Raw genomic sequence first — 23,996 nt, 5'->3', positions numbered from 1 at the left:
ACCTCCGCGCGGTGAAGACTCGACACCTCCACCACACCGGAGGTCTTCGCCATGATCAAGCCCGACCAGCGTTAACAACGCTCGTGATCAATACAGCTAGAGCTTCTCGATCACGTAGTCGACGCACTTCGTCAGCGCCTCGACGTCCGCCGGGTCGATCGCCGGGAACATCGCGATGCGCAGCTGGTTGCGGCCGAGCTTGCGGTACGGCTCGGTGTCCACGATGCCGTTGGCGCGCAGCACCTTGGCGACGGCGGCCGCGTCGATCTCGTCGGAGAAGTCGATCGTGCCGATGACCTGCGAGCGCTTGGCCGGGTCGGTGACGAACGGGGTGGCGTACTTGGACTCCTCCGCCCAGGTGTACAGGCGGCTGGACGAGTCCTTGGTGCGGGCCGTGGACCAGGCGAGGCCGCCCTGGCCGTTGAGCCACTCCAGCTGCTGGTTCAGCAGGAAGAGGGTGGCCAGCGCCGGGGTGTTGTACGTCTGGTTCTTGCGGGAGTTGTCGATCGCGGTCGGCAGCGAGAAGAACTCCGGGACGTGGCGGCCGGACGCGTGGATGCGCTCGGCGCGCTCGATCGCGGCCGGGGAGAAGACGCCGATCCACAGGCCGCCGTCGGAGGCGAAGGACTTCTGCGGGGCGAAGTAGTAGACGTCGGTCTCGGCGATGTCGACCGGGAGGCCGCCCGCGCCGCTCGTCGCGTCCACGAGGACGAGTGCGCCCTCGTCGGCCCCTTCGACCCGCTTGATCGGCATGGCGACGCCGGTCGAGGTCTCGTTGTGGGTGAAGGCGTAGACGTCGACGCCCGCCTCGGCCCGCGCCTCGGGGTGGGTGCCGGGGTCGGTGGAGACGACGGTCGGCTCGGCCAGCCAGGGCGCCAGCTTGGCGGCCTTGGCGAATTTCGAGGAGAACTCGCCGAAGCTCAGGTGCTGGGACTTGTTCTCGATCAAACCGTGGGTGGCGATGTCCCAGAAGGCGGTCGAGCCGCCGTTGCCGAGGATCACCTCGTAGCCCTCGGGGAGCGAGAACAGGGAGCTGATGCCCTCACGGACCTGGCCCACCAGGTTCTTGACGGGGGCCTGGCGGTGCGAGGTGCCCAGGAGAGACGTACCAGTGGCGGCGAGGGCGTCCAGCGCCTCGGTGCGCACCTTGGAGGGGCCAGCGCCGAAACGTCCGTCGGCGGGCTTGATGTCAGCGGGGATCTGGATGTCGGCCACGAGTCGGAGGGTATCCCGCTGGGCCAAACCGGGCGCAACCGCGTCCGTCGGATGAGACAAGACCGCCGGACCGTGGACTTGTGAAGTAGTACGACGACATGGGCGGGGCTGTGGAAAACTCTCGGTGACTGTCCGTGAGCGGATGCATCCTGGACGCATGACGGATCACTCGGGTCTCGAAGCGGAGCTGCGCGGCGCCGTCCGGGGCGAGGTCGGTTTCGACACCACCTCCCGGGCGCTGGTCACCATGGACGCGTCCAACTACCGGCGCGTCCCGCTGGGCGTGGTCGCCCCCTCGGACGCCGACGACGTGGCCGCCGCGCTGGAGGTCTGCCGGGCGCGCGGGGTGCCCGTGGTGGCGCGCGGCGGGGGCACGTCGATCGCCGGACAGGCGACCGGCACCGGCGTTGTGCTGGACTTCACCCGGCACATGAACGGCCTGCTGGAGCTGGACCCGGGCACCCGCACGGCCGTCGTACAGCCGGGGCTCGTCCTCGACCGGCTCCAGGAGGCCGCCGCCCCGCACGGGCTGCGCTTCGGTCCGGATCCCGCCACCCACAGCCGGTGCACGCTCGGCGGAATGATCGGCAACAACTCCTGCGGCTCGCACTCGGTGGCCTGGGGGACGACCGCGGACAGCGTGCGCGAGCTGTCCGTCGTCACCGCGCGGGGACGACGGCTGCGGCTCGGACAGGGCTGGGCGGGCGCACCGGAAGGGCTGCGCGAGCTGGCGCAGGGCGAACTGGCCCGCCTGCGCACCGGCTTCCCGGACCTGCCCCGCCGCATCTCCGGATACGCGCTGGACGCGCTGCTGCCCGAGAAGGGCGCGGACGTCGCCCGCTCCTTCTGCGGCTCGGAGGGCACCCTCGGCATCCTCACCGAGGCGGTCGTCCAGCTGGTGCAGGCCCCACGCGCGCGTGCCCTGGCCGTGCTGGCGTACGGCGACGAGAGCGCCGCCGCCGAGGCCGCCGCCGGGCTGCTGCCGCTCGGCCCGCTGACGGTGGAGGGCATGGCGGCCGACCTGGTGCGCTCGCCGGCCGGACTGCCCGAGGGGGGTGCCTGGCTGTTCGTGGAGACCGGCGGGGCGTCGGCGGACGAGGCACGCGCGCGTGCGGAGGACATCGTCCGCGCGGCCGACGTGGTCGACGCCCTGCTGGTGACGGACCCGGCCGCCCAGCGTGCTCTGTGGCGCATCCGCGAGGACGCGAGCGGCACGGCCACACGGCTGCCGGACGGCAGTGAGGCCTGGCCCGGCTGGGAGGACTGCGCGGTGCCGCCCGCCCGGCTCGGCGCCTATCTGCGGGACTTCCGCGCCCTGCTGTCCGCCCACGGCCTGCGCGGCACGCCGTACGGCCACTTCGGCGACGGCTGCATCCACGTCCGTATCGACTTCGACCTGCTCACCGGGACCGGCATCGGCCGCTTCCGCCGCTTCTCCGAGGAACTGGCCGACCTGGTGGTGGAGCACGGCGGCTCGCTGTCCGGGGAGCACGGCGACGGGCAGGCCCGCGCCGAGCTGCTGCCGCGCATGTACGGCGCCGAGACGGTCCGGCTCTTCGAGCGGGCCAAGGCGGTCTGGGACCCCGACGACCTGCTCAACCCCGGCATGCTGGTCCGCCCCGCCCCGCTCGACGCCAACCTCCGCTTCTCCGTGCTGCCGCGAGGACCCGTCGACGTGGCCTTCGGCTACCCGGCCGACGACGGCGACTTCCGCGCGGCCGTCCGCCGCTGCGTCGGCGTCGCCAAGTGCCGTACGACCACGGCGGCCGGCCCCGCCGTGATGTGCCCGTCCTTCCGGGCGACCGGCGAGGAGGAGCACTCCACACGCGGCCGGGCCCGGCTGCTGCACGAGATGCTCGCGGGCGAACTGATCGGCGACGGCTGGCGGTCCACGGAGGTCCGCGACGCCCTGGACCTGTGCCTTTCCTGCAAGGGCTGCCGCTCCGACTGCCCGGTCGGCGTGGACATGGCCACCTACAAGGCGGAGTTCCTGCACCACCACTACGCCGGCCGTCGTCGCCCCGCCGCCCACCTCGGCATGGGCCGCCTGCCGCAGTGGCTGCGCTGGGTGGCCCGCACACACACGGCCCCGCTGCTCAACGCCCTTGCCTCCGTGGAAGCGTTGGCCCGCGCCGGCAAGCGGCTGGGCGGAATCGCGGCAGAGCGGGAAGTCCCCCGACTGGCGACGGAGACGTTCACCGGCTGGTGGGGGCGGAGGAAACCGGGCCGGGGTTCGGGTGGTCCGGCGCCGGGGTCGGGTGGTTCTGGGCCGGGCTCGGGTGGTTCCGTGCGGGGAGCGGGTGGTCCGTCGCCGGGAGCGGGTGGTTCGATGCCGGGGTCGGGCGGTCCGCGGCCGGGCTCGGGTGGTTCCGTGCCGGGAGCGGGTGGTCCGGCGCCGGTGGTGGGTGGTCCGTCGCCGGGAGCGGGTGGTTCGATGCCGGAGGTCGGTGGGTCCGGGCCGGGTGATCTGGTTGTCCTCTGGCCGGACACCTTCACCGAGTATCTGTCCCCGTCCGTCGGCCGGGCCGCCGTCCGGGTGCTGGAGGCCGCCGGCCTGCGCGTGACCCTCCCGCCCACCCTCCGGCCCCGCCGGGGAGCAATCGGAGACGGCCGCACCCGGGCCGCCACCGCACTCCTCGCCGCCCGCCGGGGCAAGGTCTGCTGCGGCCTCACCTATGTCTCCACCGGCCAGCTCGACCGCGCCCGCAGCGTCCTCAAGCGCACGCTCGACCTCATGGAGCCGGTGCTGCGGGCCGGCGTCCCGGTCGTCGTCCTGGAACCGAGCTGCGCGGCCGCTCTGCGCACCGACCTGCCCGAGCTGCTGTCCGACGATCCCCGGGCAGGCCGACTCGCCTCGCTGGTCGAGACGTTCGCTGAGACTCTGGAACGGCACGCCGCGCACTGGACCCCTCCCGTCGTCGGCCGCCCGGTCGCCGGCCAGACCCACTGCCACCAGCACGCGGTACTCGGCGACGCCCCCGACCGCCGGCTGCGCGAGGCCGCCGGCCTCACCGGCGAGCTGAGCGGCGGCTGCTGCGGCCTCGCGGGCAACTTCGGTTTCGAGAAGGGCCACTTCGAGGTGTCGAGAGCCTGCGCGGAGGATCAACTCCTCCCCTCCGTCCGTGAAGCACCCGCGCGGACGGTGATCCTGGCCGACGGCTTCTCCTGCCGCACCCAACTGGAACAGCTGGCCGGGGTGCGGGGGCTGCATCTGGCAGAGGTGCTGGCGCGGGCGCTGGACGACAAGGACACGAGGAGGAGTAGGTGACGTACGAATACGGCAGGTTGGCGGTCCTCTCCGACATCCACGGAGTACTGCCCGCCCTGGAGGCCGTCCTCGCGGAGCCCGAGGTGGCCGCCGCCGACCGCATCGTCCTCACCGGCGACATCACCGCGGGCCCCCAGCCGGCCGAGGTCCTGGACCTGCTGCGGAAGCAGGGCGACCGGGTGCTGTGGCTCGCGGGGAACGCCGACCGGGAGCTGGTGGAGTACCGGCGCGGCGAGCGCTCCGGGATACCCGACCCCATCGGCCCGTTCGCGGCCCGTGCACTGCGCGAGGACCAGGTGGACTTCCTCGCGGCCCTCCCGAAGACCCTCACCCTGCGCGTCCGCGGCCTCGGCACGGTCCTGTTCTGCCACGCGACCCCGCGCGACGACGAGGAACTGGTCCTGGTGGACTCCCGCCCGGCCCGCTGGTCGGAGGTCTTCACCGGCCTGTCGCCCGACATCGGCACGGTCGTCTGCGGCCACACCCACATGCCCTACGTCCGCCTCGCGCACGGCCGCCTGGTGGTCAACCCCGGCAGCGTCGGCATGCCCTACGGCCGCCCCGGCGCCCACTGGTGCCTCCTCGGCCCCGGCGCCGACCTGCGGGTGACGCCGTACGACATTCCGGCGGCCGTCGCCCGGCTTGCCGCGGAGTGCGCCTACCCGGACATCGCCGAGTGGGCCGACTACTACCTGCACGCCCGGGCGACCGACTCCGAGGTGCTGGCGGCGTGGGGGCCCAAGGACGGGCGGGAGGGCTCCGCGTGCGGGCGGACATGACCATCCCACCGGCACCCGCACCGGCGGCGGCACGGCACCCGCACCGGTGCCGGGGGTCGATCATCCGGGTGTAGCGCCACGCCGGGTGAGGGGACGTCAACCGGTCCACGAGGAAGGACACATCCCTCGCCCGGCTGCCCGCCACACGTCACCGCGGCTCGCCAGGTCCCCGGCGGGCCCGAAGCGGACCCGCGCGTCCCCGCACAGGGGCGGACGACCAAGGCTGCTCTCAGCTTCATCAGAGAATTCTCAGGTTCGGATGGCGTCTCTCAGCTTTTCCCCAGGTATTCACAGCGCCCCTTTGCAATTTTTGCCGTTCGAGCCGCCGGATGACGTGTAAGTTCATTGCTGACGGGTTCCGGACGCGGAATTCGGCACCACCCACGAACAGTACGACATTAGGAGTCGGAATGAGTCTCAAGAAGCTCGCCCCACTGCCCCCGAAGCCGAAGAAGCAGCTGCCCCCGCCGCCTCCGCCGAAGCCCAAGAGGAAGCACGCGCCGAAGCCGCTGCCCGGCCAGGGCCACTGATCCGGCACTGAGCCGAAGGGGGCCGATGGTGCACCGTCGGCCCCCTTTCTCTTTCTTCTCGGAAGGTGATTCAGGGAAGCTGATTCGCGGAAGCTGATTCGAGAGGAGAATCAAATGACTGGCGGGGGAATTCAATGACGGGCGGGAGTGATGAGGGTGACGAGTTCGAGTACGAGACCCCCGGAATTTCCGCCCGCACGGCGTTCCGTCGTTTCTGGCCGCTGACAAAAGGGCTCAGGAAATGGCTGCTGCTCGTGTGGCTGTGCACGGTGCTCGCCGCGCTCGCCGAGACCGAGGCCATCCTGCTGTTCAGCGACCTCACCGACCACGCCCTGCAGAAGGGCTCACTGGCCGCGTTCTGGAGCCCGGCGACGAAGTGGCTGGGCATCGCGGTGCTCGGCGCGCTCGTCGCGTACACCGGTAACTCCCTCGCCGCCTGGGCGACCGAGCGGTTCGTGATGCGGCTGCGCGAGCACGTCTTCGACCACGTCCAGCAACTGCCCCCGCACTTCTTCCAACGCCACCGCCAGGGCGATCTGCTCTCCCGGCTGACCAGCGACGTCGAGGCGATCGAGACGATGGTCGTGTCCGGTCTGGTCGGTGCCGCCTCGGCGGCCTTCTCCGCCCTCTTCTACGCGGTCGCCGCGTTCTGGCTGCGCTGGGACCTGGCCGCCGCCACCTTCGTCCTCGCGCCCCTGTTCTGGCTGGCCGCCCGCCGCTTCACCGGTTCCATCAAGGATGTCTCCCGCGAGGGCCGGGTCGCCGACGGCGCGATCACCTCCGTGGTGGAGGAGTCCCTCGGCACCATCGTGCTCACCCAGGCCTACGACCGCCGGGACGCCGAGCGCCGCCGGCTGCACGAGGAGGCGAGCGCCTGGTTCCGCGCCTCGGTCCGCTCCACCCGCCTGAACGAGGCCTATGAACAGCTCGTCCAGGTCATCGAGACGGTCTGCGTGCTCGCCGTGACCGGCATCGGCGCCTGGGAGATCTCCACGGACCGGATGACCCTCGGCCAACTCCTCGCCTTCGCTGCCTTCCTCGGCTACCTCTATCCGCCGGTACGCGGCCTCGCCCAGCTGGGCCTCACCGTCACCGCCGCCACGGCGGGCGCCGAGCGGCTCATCGAGATCCTGGACGTCCGGCCCTCGGTCACCGACCCGCGGCGCCCCTCCGGTGCGGGCCGCCCGGACGGAACCGTCGAGGTCCGGGACGTGACCTTCCGCTACCCGGGCGCCGAGGAGACCGCCCTCAAGGGCCTGACCTTCGCGGTCGACCCCGGCGAGCTGGTGATCGTCACCGGCCCGAGCGGCGCGGGCAAGTCCACGGTGTCCAAGCTCCTGCTCCGCTTCTACGACCCGGACGGCGGAGACATCCTTCTGGACGGCGTACCCCTGCGCGACTTCCCGCTGGCCCGCCTGCGTGAGTACGTCACACTGCTGCCCCAGGAGACCCTGGTGCTGCACGACACAGTGCGCGCCAACATAGCCTGCGGCCGGCCCGGTGCCAGCGACCAGGCCATCGAGGAGGCGGCGAAGGCGGCGGACGCCCATGACTTCATCGTGCGGTTGCCCGAAGGTTACGACACGCAGGTGGACCCCCACTCGGCCCGCCTGTCCGGCGGTCAGCTCCAGCGCCTGGCCATCGCCCGCGCCATCCTGCGCGACTCCCCCGTCCTGGTCCTGGACGAGCCGACCACCGGCCTGGACGCGATGGCCGCCCGCCGCGTCGTCAAACCCCTGCGCCGCCTGATGGCCGGCCGTACGACGATCATGATCACTCACGATCTCAACCTCGCCCCCGACGCCGACCACATCCTCGTCGTCGACCGGGGCCGGATCGTGGAGATCGGCCGCCATGACGAACTCCTCGCCCGCGGCGGGGCCTACGCACGGCTGCACCGCTCGCAGAACAACGCGACGATGGACACCGGCGAGCTGCGCATGCCGCTGTGGGAGGACGTCCAGCCGCAGCCGCAGCCGCAGCCGGACCCGCACTCGCAGCCGCACCCGGACCCGCACCGGCACCCCCCGGCGCCCGGCCATGGGACCCACGCACCCGCAGGCCCCTGGGCCCCGCCCGCCCAAGAGCCGTACGGAAGCGTCCCCTCGTACCTCGCCGACGGCCGTCCCCTCTTCCGCGACGAGCAGGTCGGGCCGGGGATCTGACCGCGCCGGAGTCCCACCATCCGGGACAGTGCCGTAAAGGGTTTACGCTCCTGTCGAAGTCCATTACCCTGGACCTGGTAGTACATCGCGATGAACGAACTCGATCAAGCACCAGGACCGCCCGTGACCGCCACCTCCAGCACCACCACGCAGACCCCGGTCACCCCTGTCCCGGGACCGCGCCGCTTCGGCTCGCTCGGCCCGGTCGGACTGGTCCTGTCCGGCGGCATCTCCGTCCAGTTCGGCGGCGCCCTCGCGGTGACGCTGATGCCGCGGGCCGGCGCACTCGGTGTCGTCACCCTCCGCCTTCTCGCGGCGGCCGTCGTCCTCCTCCTGGTCTGCCGCCCCCGGCTGCGCGGCCACTCGCGCAACGACTGGGGCACGGTGACCGCGTTCGGTATCACCATGGGCGCGATGAACGGCCTCTTCTACGAGGCGGTGGCCCGCATTCCGCTGGGTCCGGCGGTCACCCTGGAGGTCCTGGGCCCCCTGGCCCTCTCGGTCCTGGCCTCCCGCCGCGCGATCAACGCGCTGTGGGCGGGACTGGCGCTGCTCGGCGTCTTCCTGCTGGGCGGCGGAGGCTTCGGCAATCTCGACCCCATAGGTGTCGCATTCGCCCTGGGCGCCGGCGCCATGTGGGCCCTCTACATCCTCTTCAGCGCCCGTACGGGCCGCCGCTTCCCCCAGGCGGACGGCCTGGCCCTGGCCATGGCGATCGCTGCCCTCCTCTTCCTCCCGATCGGCCTGGCCTCGGCCGGCACCCGCCTCCTGAACCCCACCACCGTCGCCCTCGGCTCCGCAGTGGCCCTGCTCTCCTCGGTCCTCCCCTACACCCTCGAACTCCTGGCCCTGCGCCGCCTGCCCGCCTCCACCTTCGCGATCCTGATGAGCCTCGAACCGGCGCTCGCGGCAACAGCCGGCTTCCTCATCCTCGGTCAGTCCCTGTCCCTGCCGGAGGCAGGCGCCATCGCCCTGGTCATCGCAGCAAGCATCGGCGCGGTCCGCACCCAGGTGGGCACTGCACGTTCTTCACCTTCGCCGTAACCCTGCAAGGCGAAGACCCGCGATCGGAGCCGATCGGCCCGCCGGCGGAAGGAGGGATACGGCGCGCAGGCGGACGGTGTTCGGCGCCGGGTGAACTCCGGAGGACACCGCGGGCGGCCCGCGCGGTTCCGTGAACTCCAGCGCGCCGTTGCTCTCGCCGGGGCGCGGCCGACTGATCGTCGCCGTATGCCCGCATGACCCGCACTGCGTGCGGCAACCCTACTTGCCCCACGGCGAGTTCAGTTCACGCCTTCGGGTGCAGGCGAGCCGGCAGACGTGCCCGACGAAAGCCTCAACACCGCCGCTGACCAGGCTTTTTGCGTATCGCGGTCGACCGGGTCCGGGGTGTCCCCGGAAGCGGCTTGCGATCCGTGCCCGGGGCCGCTCACCCGCTCGGATGCGCTCGACGGGCAACGGGTTGCGAGGGTGTGCATGGTGAGTTCATGAACACTACACCTCAGCTCAAGAAGGCCGTTTCCCGGATTCCGCGAGTCTTCGCGGTCAGTGCCGCCGTGGGCATCGCCTGTGCGGCGGGGGTGGCAACTGCCACATCCGCCGTGGCCGCGACGCCCGCCACGCACGTCGCCACGAAGGCCGCCCCAGCCTACGGCCACGGCGGCGGCGGCGGAGACGGAGAGCACTTCCAGTGCGGCAACGGCCTCCTCGACCTGCTCAACTTCTGCAACTGACGGACACACGGCGGTAGTTCCTGCCCGCCAACCGCACAACCGCACAACTGCACAACTGCACATGCAAGAAGTCCACCCATCCACCCACCCCCAGGGCGGTCGGGAACAGGGGCAGGATCCCTCTTCCCGACCGCCCTGCCGACCACAACCCCACGCCCGCGCCCACGGTTTCGGCCGGGCGCGTCACCATGCTCAGCCGTCCGTGCGTTCCTGCACGGCAAGGGGAACAGCTTTCCCTCATCCCCACCCACTTCGCCAACCCGCAGTCCTTCCGGGCCCGTTCGACGCCGAGTCTCCGGCGTCACCGGCCGATGCCGCCCGCCTGAACGGCTGCGCACGCTGCCCTCGCGCGCAGTGGACTCTGCCCCTGCGGACCTGGCGCCCACGGTGGTGCGGCCGGTAGTCAGGTCACGTCGAATCCTGCGTGGGGAGTAGGTCTGTGCGAGCAAAGGACACATCCAGGGAGCCCAAGCGCGAACGGCGGCGGGTGAAGGGAGGCCGGGCCTCCGAAGAGCCCGCGCTCTCCCCGCTCATGGGTCTGCAGGGCACCATCGGTAACGCGGCCGTGGTGCAGAGGCTCCGCGCGGCGGGGCACCTCGCCGAGGAGGACGGGGAGCAGCGGGCCGCCGGCCACGAGCACGGTGAGGCCGGGGACCGATCCGCCGTGCAGCGGTCCGCGGTGCACGACGTCCTGCGCGGGCCGGGGCAGCCGCTCGACAACGCCACCCGCACCGACATGGAGGCACGCCTCGGCGCCGACTTCTCCGACGTACGCATCCACAGCGGAGCCGCGGCGAGAGCCTCCGCCGCCGAGATCGGGGCCCGCGCCTACACCTCGGGCAGCCATGTGGTCATCGGCGCCGGTGGCGGCGACAAGCACACGCTCGCCCATGAGCTGACCCACGTCATCCAGCAGCGCACCGGCCCGGTCGCGGGCGCCGACAACGGCGCCGGACTCAAGGTCTCCGACCCCTCCGACCGGTTCGAACGCGAGGCGGAGGCCAACGCGCGCCGGGCCATGTCCGCCGGTCCGCCCGTGCAGCGCGCCGCGCCGCCCGCCCTCGGGGAGCCGTCGCCCGCCCAGCCCGCGGTCCAGCGCGTGGTCGAGTCGGGAAACCGCCCCGCGATCACCCACCAGGACCCGAACGACGACTGGTTCGCCGACAACACCGCCCCGGCCCGCGCGGACGGCCTCGTCCTGAGCGGTCACGGCGGCTGGGAGAGGGTGGACGGCTACTTCCGGGTGCCCAGGGGGACGAGGGTGCACTTCTACACGGTGCACGGGCAGACCGTCCCGGACGATCTCGGCGGAGACGTGGAGCAGGGCAACAACCAGGGCGGCAGCGTGGAGCAGGGCCAACGGGCCGGCGCCGCACGCACGGTGGTGGGCGGCCGGAGCGTGTCCAACTACCGGATCTCCTATCCCGCCGGGCTCACCATCAGGGGCAATCCGGTGGTGGCCACGCCCGTCGCCGGTGGCTACGACGTCGAACTCGACCCGGGAACCCCGGGGGCCACCGTCATCCACGTGGCCACACTCACCGACCAACGGCTCGCCGGACACTCGATCGTGTTCGACGGCGACGTCCTGCTGAGCGACATCCTCCACGAGGACATGGGCGACGTGCACTTCGCGGCCTGCCGCTTCGTGGAGACCGGCCGCCCGGGCACCAGGAACCAGGGGGACGGTCTCTTCAACCCCTAGCGCCCGGCCCCTTGTTTTCATGCAAGCGTGCTTGATTGTTTCTGGGGTCGCTGCCATGCTCCCCCCATGGCCGACCCCACGCCCGTCATCGACGACCTGCGCGCGGAGAGCGAGGAACTCGACCGGCTCATTGCCGAGTCGAGCCCCGAACAGTGGGCGCTCCCCACTCCCGCGCCCGGCTGGACCCTCGCCCACCAGATCGCCCACCTGGCCTGGACCGACCGCTCGGCGCTGCTGGCCGTCACCGACCCGGACGCCTTCCAGACGCTGGTCGAGAAGGCGCTCACCGCCCCCGGCTCGTTCGTGGACCAGGGCGCGGAGGACGGCGCCCGGCTGCCGCCCGCCGAGCTGCTGGCGCAGTGGCGGGCGGGCCGTGACGCGCTCGACCGGGCGCTGCGTGCCGCCCCACCCGGGGCCCGATTCCCCTGGTACGGCCCGCCCATGTCGGCCGCCTCTATGGCCACGGCCCGTCTTATGGAGACCTGGGCCCATGGACTGGACATCGCCGATGCGCTGGGTGTGGTCCGCCCACCCACCGATCGGCTCAGGCATGTGGTCCGACTCGGGGTGCGCACACGCGACTTCGCCCACACCGTCCACGGGCTCACTCCACCCACCGACGAGTTCCGCGTGGAACTCACGGCGCCCTCCGGCGAGGTGTGGGCACACGGCCCCGAAGACGCCCCGCAACGCGTCACCGGTCCCGCACTCGACTTCTGCCTCCTCGTCACCCAGCGTGCCCATCGCGCCGACCTTTCCCTGACCGCCGTCGGCCCGGACGCCGACCGCTGGCTGGACATCGCGCAGGCCTTCGCGGGCCCGCCCGGCACCGGCCGCCCGCCGAAGGGGGCACCGGCGTGACGGTGCTGCGCATCGGCAACTTCTCCGGCTTCTACGGCGATCGCGCAGGCGCCCTGCGCGAGATGCTCACCGGCGGCGAGGTGGACGTCCTCACCGGCGACTACCTCGCCGAACTCACCATGCTGATCCTCGCCCGCGACCGGCTGAAGGACCCCTCCGCCGGGTACGCCCGCACCTTCCTGCGCCAGCTGGAGGACTGTCTCGGCCTCGCCCGGGAACGCGGCGTCCGGATCGTCACCAACGCCGGCGGACTCAACCCGGCCGGACTCGCCGACGCGGTGCGGGAGCTGGCCGACCGGCTCGGCATCCCGGCCGCCGTCGCGCACGTCGAGGGCGACGACCTCACCGCCCGTCACCCCGGCGCCCTCGCCGCCCACGCCTACCTCGGCGGCTTCGGCATCGCCGAGTGCCTGCGGGCCGGCGCGGACATCGTCGTCACCGGGCGCGTGACCGACGCGGCCCTCGTCACCGGGCCCGCCGCCGCCCACTTCGGCTGGCGGCCCGGCGCGTACGACCGGCTCGCGGGCGCCGTCGTCGCCGGGCACGTGCTGGAGTGCGGGACGCAGGCCACCGGCGGGAACTACGCGTTCTTCCGGGAGGCCGACATGCGGCGGCCCGGCTTCCCGCTCGCCGAGATCCACGCCGACGGCAGCAGTGTGGTCACCAAGCACCCCGGCACCGGAGGCCTGGTCGACGTCGGCACGGTCACCGCCCAGCTGCTGTACGAGACCGGGGGCGGCCGGTACGCCGGGCCCGATGTCACCGCCCGGCTGGACACCGTACGGCTGAGCCAGGACGGCCCGGACCGGGTGCGGATCGAGGGCGTGCGCGGGGAGGCGCCGCCGCCGACGCTCAAGGTCGGCCTCAACCGGCTCGGCGGCTTCCGCAACGAGGTCGTCTTCGTCCTCACCGGACTCGACATCGAGGCCAAGGCGGACCTGGTGCGCGAGCAGCTCACCGACGCGCTCGCCAAGGCGTCCCCGGACGAGGTCCGCTGGGAACTGGTCCGCACCGACCGGGCCGACGCCGACACCGAGGAGACCGCGAGCGCCCTGCTGCGGCTCGTCGTACGGGACGCGGACGAACGGGTCGTCGGGCGGGCGCTGAGCGGGGCCGCCGTGGAGCTGGCGCTCGCCAGCTACCCGGGCTTCCATGTGCTGTCCCCACCCGGAAAGGGCGACCCTTATGGGGTCTTCGAGGATGTGTACGTCCCCCATGGCGCCGTCGACCACAGGGCCGTCCTCCATGACGGCCGCCGTATCCCCGTGCCACCGCCCCAGGAGACGCGGCCCCTGGCCGACGTACCCCCTCCGCCCCTGCCCGAGCCGCTGCCGGCCGGTCCGGCCCGGCGTGCGCCGCTCGGGCTGGTCGCCGGCGCCCGCAGCGGGGACAAGGGCGGCAACGCCAACGTCGGCGTGTGGGCCCGTAGCGAGGACGCCTGGCGGTGGCTCGCGCACGAGCTGACCGCCGAAAGGTTCCGGCAGCTGATCCCCGAGAGCCGGGACCTGCCCGTCACCCGGCATGTGCTGCCCCGTCTGCGCGCCGTCAACTTCGTCGTCGAGGGCATCCTCGGCGCGGGCGTCGCCGCCCGGCACCGCTTCGACCCCCAGGCCAAGGCGCTCGGCGAATGGCTGCGCTCCCGCCACCTGGACATCCCGGAGGCCCTGCTGTGACCACCCTGACCTCGGCCCTGGACCCGGGCAGCCACGACCACCGGGCCAATCGCGAGGCCATGCTCGCCAAGCTCGCCGAACTCGACGCCGAGCACGCCAAGGCGCTCGCGGGCGGCGGCGAGAAGTATGTGCAAAGGCACCGCGAGCGCGGCAAGCTGCCGGCCCGCGAACGCATCGAGCTGCTGCTCGACCCCGACACCCCCTTCCTGGAGCTGTCCCCGCTCGCCGCCTGGGGAAGCGACTACACCGTGGGTGCCTCGCTCGTCACCGGCATCGGCGTGGTCGAGGGCGTGGAGTGCCTGATCACCGCCAACGACCCGACCGTACGCGGTGGCGCGAGCAACCCGTGGAGCCTGAAGAAGGCCCTGCGCGCCAACGACATCGCCCTCGCCAACCGGCTGCCCTGCATCAGCCTGGTGGAGTCGGGCGGTGCGGACCTGCCGTCGCAGAAGGAGATCTTCATCCCCGGCGGCGCGATCTTCCGCGACCTCACCCGGCTGTCGGCGGCCGGGATTCCGACGATCGCGGTCGTCTTCGGAAACTCCACCGCCGGGGGCGCCTACATCCCCGGCATGTCCGACCACGTGATCATGGTCAAGGAGCGGGCGAAGGTCTTCCTCGGCGGCCCTCCCTTGGTGAAGATGGCCACCGGCGAGGAGAGCGACGACGAGTCCCTGGGCGGCGCGGAGATGCACGCGCGCGTGTCCGGCCTCGCCGACTACTTCGCCGCCGACGAGCCGGACGCCCTGCGGCAGGCGCGGCGCGTGGTCGCCCGCCTCAACCACCGCAAGGCGTATCCGGACCCCGGCCCCGCCGAGCCGCCCAAGTACGACCCGGAAGAACTCCTCGGCATCGTCCCCGGCGACCTCAAGATCCCCTTCGATCCGCGCGAGGTCATCGCCCGGATCGTCGACGCCTCCGACTTCGACGAGTTCAAGCCGCTGTACGGGACCAGTCTGGTGACCGGCTGGGCGGCCCTGCACGGCTACCCGGTCGGAATCCTCGCCAACGCGCAGGGCGTCCTGTTCAGCGCGGAGTCCCAGAAGGCCGCCCAGTTCATCCAGCTCGCCAACCAGCGCGACATCCCGCTGCTCTTCCTGCACAACACCACCGGCTACATGGTCGGCAAGGAGTACGAGCAGGGCGGGATCGTCAAGCACGGCGCGATGATGATCAACGCGGTCAGCAACAGCAGGGTCCCGCACCTGTCCGTGCTCATGGGGGCGTCGTACGGCGCCGGGCACTACGGCATGTGCGGACGCGCCTACGACCCCCGTTTCCTGTTCGCCTGGCCCAGCGCCAAGTCCGCCGTCATGGGCCCGCAGCAGCTCGCCGGCGTGCTGTCGATCGTCGCCCGGCAGTCGGCGGCGGCGAAGGGGCGACCGTACGACGAGGACGCGGACGCCGCCCTGCGCGCCATGGTGGAGCAGCAGATCGAGTCCGAGTCGCTGCCGATGTTCCTGTCCGGGCGGCTGTACGACGACGGCGTCATCGACCCGCGCGACACCCGCACCGTCCTCGGCCTGTGCCTGTCCGCCGTCCACACCGCCCCCTACGAGGGCGCGCGCGGCGGCTTCGGCGTCTTCCGGATGTGAGGGACCACGTGATTGCCACTCTGCTCGTCGCCAACCGGGGCGAGATCGCCTGCCGGATCTTCCGCACCTGCCGTGAGCGGGGCATCCGGACGGTCGCCGTGCACTCCGACGCCGACGAGAACGCGCTCCACACGCGCGTGGCCGACACGGCGGTACGGCTGCCGGGCGAGGCGCCCGCCGAGACGTATCTGCGCGGCGACCTGGTCGTGAAGGCGGCCCTGGCCGCCGGCGCGGACGCCGTGCACCCCGGCTACGGCTTCCTCTCCGAGAACCCCGATTTCGCCCGCGCCGTCCTCGACGCCGGTCTGACCTGGATCGGCCCGCCCCCGGAGGCGATCGAGGCGATGGCGTCCAAGACCCGCGCGAAGAAGCTGATGGGGCTCGCGCCCCTGACCGAGGTGGGCGAGTCGGATCTGCCGGTACTGGTGAAGGCGGCCGCCGGCGGCGGGGGGCGCGGGATGCGCGTCGTGCGCCGCCTGGAGGAGCTGGACGCCGCACTGGAGGGCGCGCGCGCCGAGGCCGCGAGCGCCTTCGGTGACGGCGAGGTGTTCGTCGAGCCGTACGTCGAGAACGGCCGGCACGTCGAGGTGCAGGTGCTCGCCGACGCGCACGGCACGGTGTGGGCGCTGGGCACCCGCGACTGCTCCCTGCAGCGCCGCCACCAGAAGGTGATCGAGGAGGCGCCGGCGCCCGGGCTCTCGGCGGAGCTGGAGGACGAGCTGCGCACGCTGGCCGTACGCGCCGCCCGCGCCGTCGCGTACGTCGGCGCGGGCACGGTGGAGTTCCTGGTGGCCGACGGCAAGGCCCACTTCCTGGAGATGAACACCCGCCTCCAGGTCGAACACCCCGTCACGGAAGCGGTGTTCGGTCTCGACCTGGTCGCCGAACAGATCCGCATCGCGGAGGGCCACCCCCTCGCAGCCGACCCGCCACGCGCGCGTGGCCATGCCGTCGAGGCCCGCCTCTACGCCGAGGACCCGGCGAACGGCTGGGCCCCGCAGACCGGCACCCTGCACCGCCTGACGGTCCCCGGCGTCCGCCTCGACACCGGCTACGGCGACGGAGACGACATCGGCGTCCACTACGACCCCATGCTCGCGAAGGCCGTCGCACACGCCCCCACGCGCGCGGAGGCGATCCGCAGACTCGCGGGCGCACTGGAGCGCGCGGTGATCCACGGCCCGGTCACCAACCGGGACCTGCTGGTGCGCTCGCTGCGCCACCGGGAGTTCACGAGCGGCCGCATGGACACCGGCTTCTACGACCGCCACCTCGCCGGACTCACCGAGCCCGCCCCCGACCCGTACGCCCCGCTGGCCGCCGCCCTCGCCGACGCCCACGGCCGCTCCCGCTTCGGCGGCTGGCGCAACGTGCCCTCACAGCCGCAGGTCAAGCGGTACGCGATGGCGGGGCAGGAGCACGAGGTCCGTTACCGGCACACCAGGCAGGGGCCGGCCGCGGACGGGGTGCGGGTCGTGCACACCGCGGACGACCTGGTCGTCCTCGAAGCCGACGGTGTGCGGCGCCGGTTCCAGGTGTCCGCCTACGGCGACGAGGTGTACGTCGACTCCACCCGCCTGACCGCCCTGCCCCGCTTCCCCGACCCCGCCGCCCAGCTCGCCCCGGGCTCCCTCCTGGCCCCCATGCCGGGCACGGTCGTACGCATCGCCGAGGGTCTGACGGAAGGGGCAACGGTTCAGGCCGGTCAAGGCCTCTTCTGGCTGGAGGCGATGAAGATGCAGCACCAGATCTCGACGCCGGTCACAGGAACGCTGACCGCCCTGCACGCCAAGACCGGCCAGCAGGTGGAACCAGGAATGTTGCTCGCCGTGGTGCAGGAAACCTCTTCTTAGGAGCCCCATGTCTCCCGTCATCGAAACCGAAGAGCACCAAGCCCTCCGCGCGGCGGTGGCCGCCCTCGGCAAACGCTACGGCCGTGACTACCTCGTCCAGACCGTCGCCGCGGGAAAGCCCCTGACCGAACTCTGGGCCGACGCCGGAAAGCTCGGCTACCTCGGCGTCAACCTGCCGGAGGCGTACGGCGGCGGAGGCGGCGGCATAACCGAACTCTCCATCGTCCTCGAAGAGCTGGGCGCCGCTGGCTCACCCCTGCTCATGCTGGTGGTCTCGCCGGCCATCTGCGGCACAGTGATCGCCCGCTTCGGCACAGAGGAACAAAAGCGCACGTGGCTCCCCGGACTGGCCGACGGCACCCGCCTCATGGCCTTCGGCATCACCGAACCCGACGCCGGCTCCAACAGCCACCGCATCACCACCACGGCCCGCCGCGACGGCACCGACTGGCTGCTCACCGGCCGCAAGGTCTTCATCTCCGGTGTCGACATGGCAGACGCCGTCCTCATCGTCGGCCGCACCGAAGACGCCCGCACCGGACACCTCAAACCCTGCCTGTTCATCGTCCCGACGGACACCGAGGGCTTCCAGAAACGCCCGATCGACATGGAACTCAGCGCCGCGGAGAAGCAGTTCGAGCTGGTCCTGGACGACGTACGGCTCCCGGCGGACGCGCTCGTCGGCGACCAGGACGCCGGCCTGCTGCAGCTGTTCGCCGGGCTGAACCCCGAGCGCATCATGACGGCCGCCTTCGCGATCGGCATGGGCCGGTACGCGCTCGCCGAAGCCGTCGAGTACGCCCGCGACCGCACCGTCTGGAAGACGCCCATCGGCGCCCACCAGGCCATCGCCCACCCCCTGGCGCAGGCGCACATCGACCTGGAACTGGCCCGGCTGATGATGCAGAAGGCGGCCCACCTCTACGACACCGGCGACGACCTCGGCGCGGGCGAGGCGGCCAACATGGCCAAGTACGCGGCCGGGGAGGCCTGCGTGAAGGCCGTCGACCAGGCCGTGCACACCCTCGGCGGCAACGGGCTCACGCGGGAATTCGGGCTCGCCTCATTGATAACGGCCGCGCGCGTGGCTCGTATTGCTCCGGTGAGCCGGGAGATGATTCTCAACTACGTCTCCCACCAGACCCTGGGCCTGCCCAAGTCGTACTGAGGGCACCCGTGCGAGGAGGAACCGTGTTCCGCAGCGAGTACGCAGACGTTCCGCCCGTAGCGCTTCCCATCCACGACGCCGTCCTGGGGCACGCCGCCGGCTTCGGCGCACGCCCCGCACTCATCGACGGCACGGACGGCACCACCCTCACGTACGAGCAGGTGGACCGGTTCCACCGGCGCATCGCCGCCGCACTCGCCGACGCGGGTGTGCGCAAGGGCGACGTCCTCGCCCTGCACAGCCCCAACACCATCGTCTTCCCGACCGCCTTCTACGCCGCCACGCGCGCGGGTGCCTCCGTCACCACGGTGCACCCGCTCGCCACGCCCGAGGAGTTCGCCAAACAGCTCGGCGACAGCCGCGCCGGCTGGATCGTCACCGTCTCACCCCTGCTGGAGACGGCCCGCCGCGCCGCCGAACTCGCGGGCGGCGTACGGGAGATCTTCGTCTGCGACAGCGCACCCGGACACCGCTCGCTGATCGACATGCTCGCCACCACCGCCCCCGAACCGCACGTCACCATCGACCCGGACGAGGACATAGCCGCGCTGCCGTACTCCTCCGGCACCACCGGCATCCCCAAGGGCGTGATGCTCACCCACCGGCAGATAGCCACCAACCTCGCCCAGCTGGAGCCCGCCGTCCCGACCGGACCGGACGAGCGCATCCTCGCCGTGCTGCCGTTCTTCCACATCTACGGGCTCACCGCCCTGATGAACGCGCCCCTGCGAAAGGGCGCCACGGTCGTCGTCCTGCCCCGCTTCGACCTCGACACCTTCCTCTCCGCGATCGAGAAGCACCGCATCACCGGCCTGTACGTCGCCCCGCCGATCGTCCTCGCCCTCGCCAAGCACCCCGCGGTCACCCGCTACGACCTCTCCTCACTGAAGTACGTCATGAGCGCCGCCGCCCCGCTGGACGCCGCCCTCGCCCGCGCCTGCTCCGAGCGGCTCGGCCTGCCCCCGATCGGCCAGGCCTACGGCATGACGGAACTGTCCCCCGGCACCCACGTCGTCCCCCTCGACCGGCTGCACGACGCCCCCGCCGGCACCGTCGGCAGGCTCATCGCCGGCACCGAGATGCGCATCGTCTCCCTCGACGACCCCGACAAGGACCTCGGCACCGGCGAGGCCGGCGAGGTCCTCATCCGCGGTCCCCAGGTGATGAAGGGCTACCTCGGCCGCCCCGACGCCACCGCCGCGATGATCGACGCCGACGGCTGGCTGCACACCGGAGACGTCGGCCGGGTGGACGGGGACGGCTGGCTGTTCATCGTCGACCGCGTGAAGGAACTCATCAAGTACAAGGGCTTCCAGGTGGCCCCCGCCGAACTGGAGGCCCTGCTGCTCACCCACCCCGGCATCGCCGACGCCGCCGTCATCGGCTCCTGCAACGACGACGGCAACGAAGTCCCGCACGCCTTCGTCGTCCGCCGGGCGGAGGCCGCCGAGGAGCTGACGGAGAACGAGATCATGCTGTACGTCGCCGAACGCGTGGCACCCTACAAACGCATCCGCCAGGTCACCTTCATCGACACCGTCCCCCGCGCCGCCTCCGGCAAGATCCTGCGCCGGGAACTGAGGGAGCTGCCGTGACACCGATCAGCCGCACCCGCGCGCGTGCCGTCGAAACCCTCAGCCTCGACGCCACCGGCACCCGCAACGCCCTGTCCGCGGCCCTCGTCTCCGAACTCGCCGGCGCCCTCACCGACTGCGGCAAGGACCCCGACGTACGCGCCGTCGTCCTCACCCACACCGGCACCACCTTCTGCGCCGGCGCCGACCTGCGCGACCCGCCCCACCCGGACGCCCTGACCGGCCTCCTGCGCCAGATCCTCGACCTGCGCAAACCCGTCGTCGCCCGGGTCACCGGCCATGTCCGCGCGGGCGGCCTCGGCCTCCTGGCCGCCTGCGACATCGCCGCCGCCTCCACGGCGGCCACCTTCGCCTTCACCGAGGTCCGCATCGGCGTGGCCCCCGCGGTGATCTCCCTCCCGGTGATCCCGCGTGCCGACCCGCGCGCTCTGGCCCGCTACTACCTCACCGGCGAACGCTTCGACGCGCGCGAGGCCGTGCGCGTCGGGCTCGTCACGGTCACCGCCGACGACGTCGACGAAGCCCTCGCCCCGGTCCTCGACGGCATGCGCCGCTCCTCCCCCCAGGGCCTGGCCGAGACGAAATCGCTGCTCACGGCTAGGGTGCTGGAGACGTTCGACCGGGACGCGGCGGAACTGACCGCGCTCTCGGCCCGGCTGTTCTCCTCCGCCCAGGCCCGGGAGGGGATGACGGCCTTCCTGGAAAGACGCGATGCGGCATGGGTGGTGTGAGGACATGAGCACGACGGTCGAACGCGACCGCGTACCCAAGCAGGACCGCAGCCGGGCCACCCGGCAGCGGCTCCTGGAGGCCGCCGTGGCCTGCCTGGCCGAACACGGCTGGGCGGGCTCCACCGTCGCTGTCGTCGCCGAACGCGCCGGCGTCTCCCGCGGCGCCGCCCAGCACCATTTCCCGACCCGCGAGGACCTGTTCACGGCCGCCGTCGAGTACGTCGCCGAGGAACGCTCCACCGCCCTGAGGGCCCTCTTCCCGGCCGGCCCCGCCGACCGCCGTGCCGTGGTCTCCGCCCTGGTCGACCTCTACACCGGCCCCCTCTTCCGCGCCGCCCTGCACCTGTGGGTCGCCGCCTGCGACGAGGACCAGCTGCGCCCGCGGGTCACCGAGCTGGAGGCCCGCGTCGGCCGCGAGACCCACCGCATCGCCGTCGACCTCCTCGGCGCCGACGAGACCCGTCCCGGCGTCCGTGAGACCGTCCAGGGCCTGCTCGACATGGCCCGCGGTCTCGGCCTCGCCAACCTCCTCACCGACGACACCGCCCGCCGGGAACGGGTCGTCGCCCAATGGGCCGACCTGCTGGACCAGGCCCTGGGCTGAGCGGGTGCGCGGTGCCGGAGCCGGTGCCGAGCCCGTGAAGTGGGCCACACCCGTATCCGGCAAGGGGCAGTACCCTTGCCGCATGCTTCCGATGCTCGTTCGCCGTCGCCACGTGGACTACGTGCGCGTCACGAGCATGGGCTGTCGCCGTTCGGCCTGATTCAGCCCCTTTCTTCCCCACTTTTTTACGGCATCCTGGGCGCCGCCCCTACCCTCGGCGGCCTGCCCGTGGCCCACACACCCCTGTGGACGCACTCATGACGACGCACACCGCGACGACGACCTCGTCGTACCACCAGCTCCCCGTGATCGACCTGTCGGCCGCCGACCGCGGCCCCCAGGCGCGCGCACTGCTCCACGCCCAACTGCACAGCGCCGCGCACGACGTCGGCTTCTTCCAGCTCGTCGGACACGGCGTGACCCCGGCCGAGACCGACGCGCTGCACACCGCCATGCGCGCCTTCTTCGCCCTCCCCGAGGCCGACCGCCTCGTCCTCGACAACATCAACTCGCCCCATTTCCGCGGCTACACCCGCACCGGCGACGAACGCACCGCCGGCGCCCGCGACTGGCGCGACCAGCTGGACATCGGCGCCGAACGGCCCGCCCGCGTCCCCGCCCCCGGCGAGCCCCCGTACTGGTGGCTGCAGGGCCCTAACCAGTGGCCCGCCGCCCTCCCCGAACTCCGCACGGCGGCCCTCGCCTGGATCGACAGGCTGAGCGGAGTCGCCCACCGCCTCCTGCACGAGCTCCTGACGGCCATCGGCGCCCCGGCCGACTTCTACGACCCGGTCTTCGGCGACCACGCCCATCCGCACCTCAAGCTCGTCCGTTACCCCGGCAGCGCGGGCGACGGCACCGACCAGGGCGTGGGCGCCCACAAGGACTACGGCTTCCTGACCCTGCTCCTGCAGGACACGGTCGGCGGCCTCCAAGTCCAGCGCGAGGACGGCCACTTCCACGACGTCCCGCCCATCGCGGGCGCCTTCGTCGTCAACCTCGGCGAACTCCTGGAGGTCGCCACCAACGGCTACCTCCTCGCCACCAACCACCGCGTGGTCAGCCCGCCCGGAGCGACGGAACGCTTCTCGGTCCCGTTCTTCTACAACCCCCGCCTGGACGCCAGGGTCGAGCCCCTGCCCTTCCCGCACGCGTCGAAGGCCCCGGGCATCACCACGGACCCGACGAACCCCTTGTACGCCGAGTACGGCTACAACGAACTCAAGGGCAAACTCAGGGCCCACCCGCTGGTGGCGGAGAAGCACCATGCGGAGTTGCTGGCGCCTGCGTGAAAAGCGCCCCGAAGAGGCGCTTTTCAGGGGCGCGGGGAACTGCGCGACCAGCCACAACCGGCCGGCAGTCGCCCACGCGCCCCGACCGTCCTTCTCAGTGGGCGATCGCTCCGTACCCCTCGATGTCCTCGGGCCTGCGCGGCCCCGGCCCCACATACCGAGCAGAAGGCCGCACCAGACGACCGGTCCGCTTCTGCTCCAGAATGTGCGCCGACCACCCGGCGGTCCTCGCACACGTGAACATCGACGTGAACATGTGCGCCGGAACTTCGGCGAAGTCCAGCATGATCGCCGCCCAGAACTCCACGTTGGTGGCCAGCACCCGGTCCGGCCGACGGTTGTGCAGCTCCTCCAGCGCGGCCTTCTCCAACGCCTCAGCGATCTCGAACCGAGGAGCACCCAGCTCCCGCGCCGTACGCCGCAGCACCCGCGCCCGCGGATCTTCCGCCCGGTACACCCGGTGCCCGAACCCCATCAGCCGCTCACCCCGGTCCAGGGCCTGCCTGACGTACGCCTCCGCGTCGCCCGTCCGCTCGATCTCCTCGATCATCCCGAGCACCCGCGACGGCGCACCCCCGTGCAGCGGCCCGGACATCGCCCCCACCGCCCCCGACAGCGCCGCAGCGACATCCGCACCCGTCGACGCGATGACCCGCGCCGTGAACGTCGACGCGTTCATGCCGTGCTCCGCGGCGGACGTCCAGTACGCGTCCACGGCCGCGACATGCTTGGGATCCGGCTCACCCCGCCAGCGGATCATGAACCGCTCCACGACCGACTTCGCCTTGTCGATCTCCCGCTGCGGCACCATCGGCAGCGTCTGTCCCCGCGCGGACTGGGCGACGTACGACAGCGCCATGACGGCGGCCCGCGCCAGGTCCTCCCGTGCCTGCCGCTCGTCGATGTCGAGCAGCGGCTTCAGCCCCCACACCGGCGCCAGCATCGCGAGCGCCGACTGCACGTCCACCCGGATGTCCCCGGAGTGCACCGGGATCGGGAACGGCTCGGCGGGCGGCAGACCGGGGTTGAAGGCGCCGTCGACCAGCAGCCCCCACACGTTCCCGAACGAGACGTGCCCGACCAGGTCCTCGATGTCGACGCCCCGGTACCGCAGGGCGCCGCCCTCCTTGTCCGGCTCGGCGATCTCCGTCTCGAACGCGACGACTCCCTCGAGTCCGGGTACGAAATCGGACATCAGGCGGCTCCTCGTGATGTGGTCGGCGGCGGTC

The 23,996-nt window shown here is 72.1% G+C and carries 17 protein-coding genes; 15 read left to right on the top strand and 2 right to left on the bottom strand.

Going from position 1 to position 23,996, the window contains the following annotated elements; translation table 11 throughout:
* Positions 1–96: 96 nt before the first annotated feature.
* Positions 97–1,215 carry a phosphoserine transaminase gene (serC, locus tag ACIGXP_RS37825; protein ID WP_363213798.1) on the bottom strand — a complete coding sequence of 373 codons (1,119 nt, stop codon included), beginning with the start codon at positions 1,213–1,215 and terminating at the stop codon, positions 97–99.
* A 157-nt stretch (positions 1,216–1,372) separates the two neighbouring features.
* Between serC and ACIGXP_RS37820 the strand changes: the two genes are divergently transcribed.
* The 15 genes from ACIGXP_RS37820 to ACIGXP_RS37750 all read left to right on the top strand — a co-directional run bounded on the left by ACIGXP_RS37820 (position 1,373) and on the right by ACIGXP_RS37750 (position 22,767).
* Positions 1,373–4,483 (top strand): FAD-binding and (Fe-S)-binding domain-containing protein, encoded by a 3,111-nt coding sequence (locus ACIGXP_RS37820; RefSeq protein ID WP_399776233.1) that lies wholly within the window; start codon positions 1,373–1,375, stop codon positions 4,481–4,483.
* Complete coding sequence (locus tag ACIGXP_RS37815; protein WP_399776231.1) at positions 4,480–5,262, top strand: metallophosphoesterase family protein; 783 nt, start codon at positions 4,480–4,482, stop codon at positions 5,260–5,262. The genes ACIGXP_RS37820 and ACIGXP_RS37815 overlap by 4 nt, the downstream gene beginning before the upstream one ends.
* Before the next feature lie 664 nt (positions 5,263–5,926).
* Positions 5,927–7,957 carry an ABC transporter ATP-binding protein gene (locus ACIGXP_RS37810; protein ID WP_399776229.1) on the top strand — a complete coding sequence of 677 codons (2,031 nt, stop codon included), beginning with the start codon at positions 5,927–5,929 and terminating at the stop codon, positions 7,955–7,957.
* Between the two features lie 123 nt (positions 7,958–8,080).
* Positions 8,081–9,001, top strand: coding sequence for an EamA family transporter (locus ACIGXP_RS37805; protein ID WP_399776227.1), 921 nt, complete (start codon positions 8,081–8,083; stop codon positions 8,999–9,001).
* A 443-nt stretch (positions 9,002–9,444) separates the two neighbouring features.
* Positions 9,445–9,690: a hypothetical protein gene (locus ACIGXP_RS37800; protein WP_363213804.1), complete on the top strand. Its 246-nt coding sequence runs from the start codon at positions 9,445–9,447 to the stop codon at positions 9,688–9,690.
* 439 nt (positions 9,691–10,129) lie between these two features.
* Positions 10,130–11,395, top strand: a complete 1,266-nt coding sequence (locus ACIGXP_RS37795; protein WP_399776225.1) for a DUF4157 domain-containing protein — start codon at positions 10,130–10,132, stop codon at positions 11,393–11,395.
* A 66-nt stretch (positions 11,396–11,461) separates the two neighbouring features.
* Entirely contained in the window at positions 11,462–12,256 is a 795-nt protein-coding gene (locus ACIGXP_RS37790; RefSeq protein WP_399776223.1) for a TIGR03084 family metal-binding protein, read from the top strand.
* Positions 12,253–13,929, top strand: a complete 1,677-nt coding sequence (locus ACIGXP_RS37785) for an acyclic terpene utilization AtuA family protein (RefSeq protein ID WP_399776221.1) — start codon at positions 12,253–12,255, stop codon at positions 13,927–13,929. Before ACIGXP_RS37790 ends, ACIGXP_RS37785 begins: the two co-directional genes overlap by 4 nt.
* Entirely contained in the window at positions 13,926–15,524 is a 1,599-nt protein-coding gene (locus tag ACIGXP_RS37780) for a carboxyl transferase domain-containing protein (protein WP_363213807.1), read from the top strand. The genes ACIGXP_RS37785 and ACIGXP_RS37780 overlap by 4 nt, the downstream gene beginning before the upstream one ends.
* 8 nt (positions 15,525–15,532) lie before the next feature.
* A complete protein-coding gene (locus tag ACIGXP_RS37775) occupies positions 15,533–17,377 on the top strand; it encodes a biotin carboxylase N-terminal domain-containing protein (protein ID WP_399776219.1) in 1,845 nt (614 codons plus the stop codon).
* Between the two features lie 7 nt (positions 17,378–17,384).
* A complete protein-coding gene (locus ACIGXP_RS37770) occupies positions 17,385–18,545 on the top strand; it encodes an acyl-CoA dehydrogenase family protein (protein ID WP_399776217.1) in 1,161 nt (386 codons plus the stop codon).
* Positions 18,546–18,568: 23 nt separating this feature from the next.
* Entirely contained in the window at positions 18,569–20,140 is a 1,572-nt protein-coding gene (locus ACIGXP_RS37765; RefSeq protein WP_399776215.1) for a 4-coumarate--CoA ligase family protein, read from the top strand.
* A complete protein-coding gene (locus ACIGXP_RS37760; RefSeq protein ID WP_399776213.1) occupies positions 20,137–20,871 on the top strand; it encodes an enoyl-CoA hydratase family protein in 735 nt (244 codons plus the stop codon). The genes ACIGXP_RS37765 and ACIGXP_RS37760 overlap by 4 nt, the downstream gene beginning before the upstream one ends.
* Positions 20,872–20,875: 4 nt before the next feature.
* Entirely contained in the window at positions 20,876–21,475 is a 600-nt protein-coding gene (locus ACIGXP_RS37755) for a TetR/AcrR family transcriptional regulator (protein WP_399776211.1), read from the top strand.
* Between the two features lie 257 nt (positions 21,476–21,732).
* Entirely contained in the window at positions 21,733–22,767 is a 1,035-nt protein-coding gene (locus tag ACIGXP_RS37750) for an isopenicillin N synthase family dioxygenase (RefSeq protein WP_399776209.1), read from the top strand.
* A 94-nt stretch (positions 22,768–22,861) separates the two neighbouring features.
* Here ACIGXP_RS37750 and ACIGXP_RS37745 read toward each other — a convergent pair whose 3' ends face one another.
* Positions 22,862–23,962 carry a citrate synthase 2 gene (locus ACIGXP_RS37745; RefSeq protein WP_399776207.1) on the bottom strand — a complete coding sequence of 367 codons (1,101 nt, stop codon included), beginning with the start codon at positions 23,960–23,962 and terminating at the stop codon, positions 22,862–22,864.
* Between the last annotated feature and the right edge of the window lie 34 nt (positions 23,963–23,996).

It is taken from the genome of Streptomyces sp. NPDC053069 (assembly GCF_044546895.1).
GTDB lineage: Bacteria > Actinomycetota > Actinomycetes > Streptomycetales > Streptomycetaceae > Streptomyces.
Note: the sequence above shows the minus strand (reverse complement) of the source record. Positions and strands in the feature narration are given on the sequence as shown.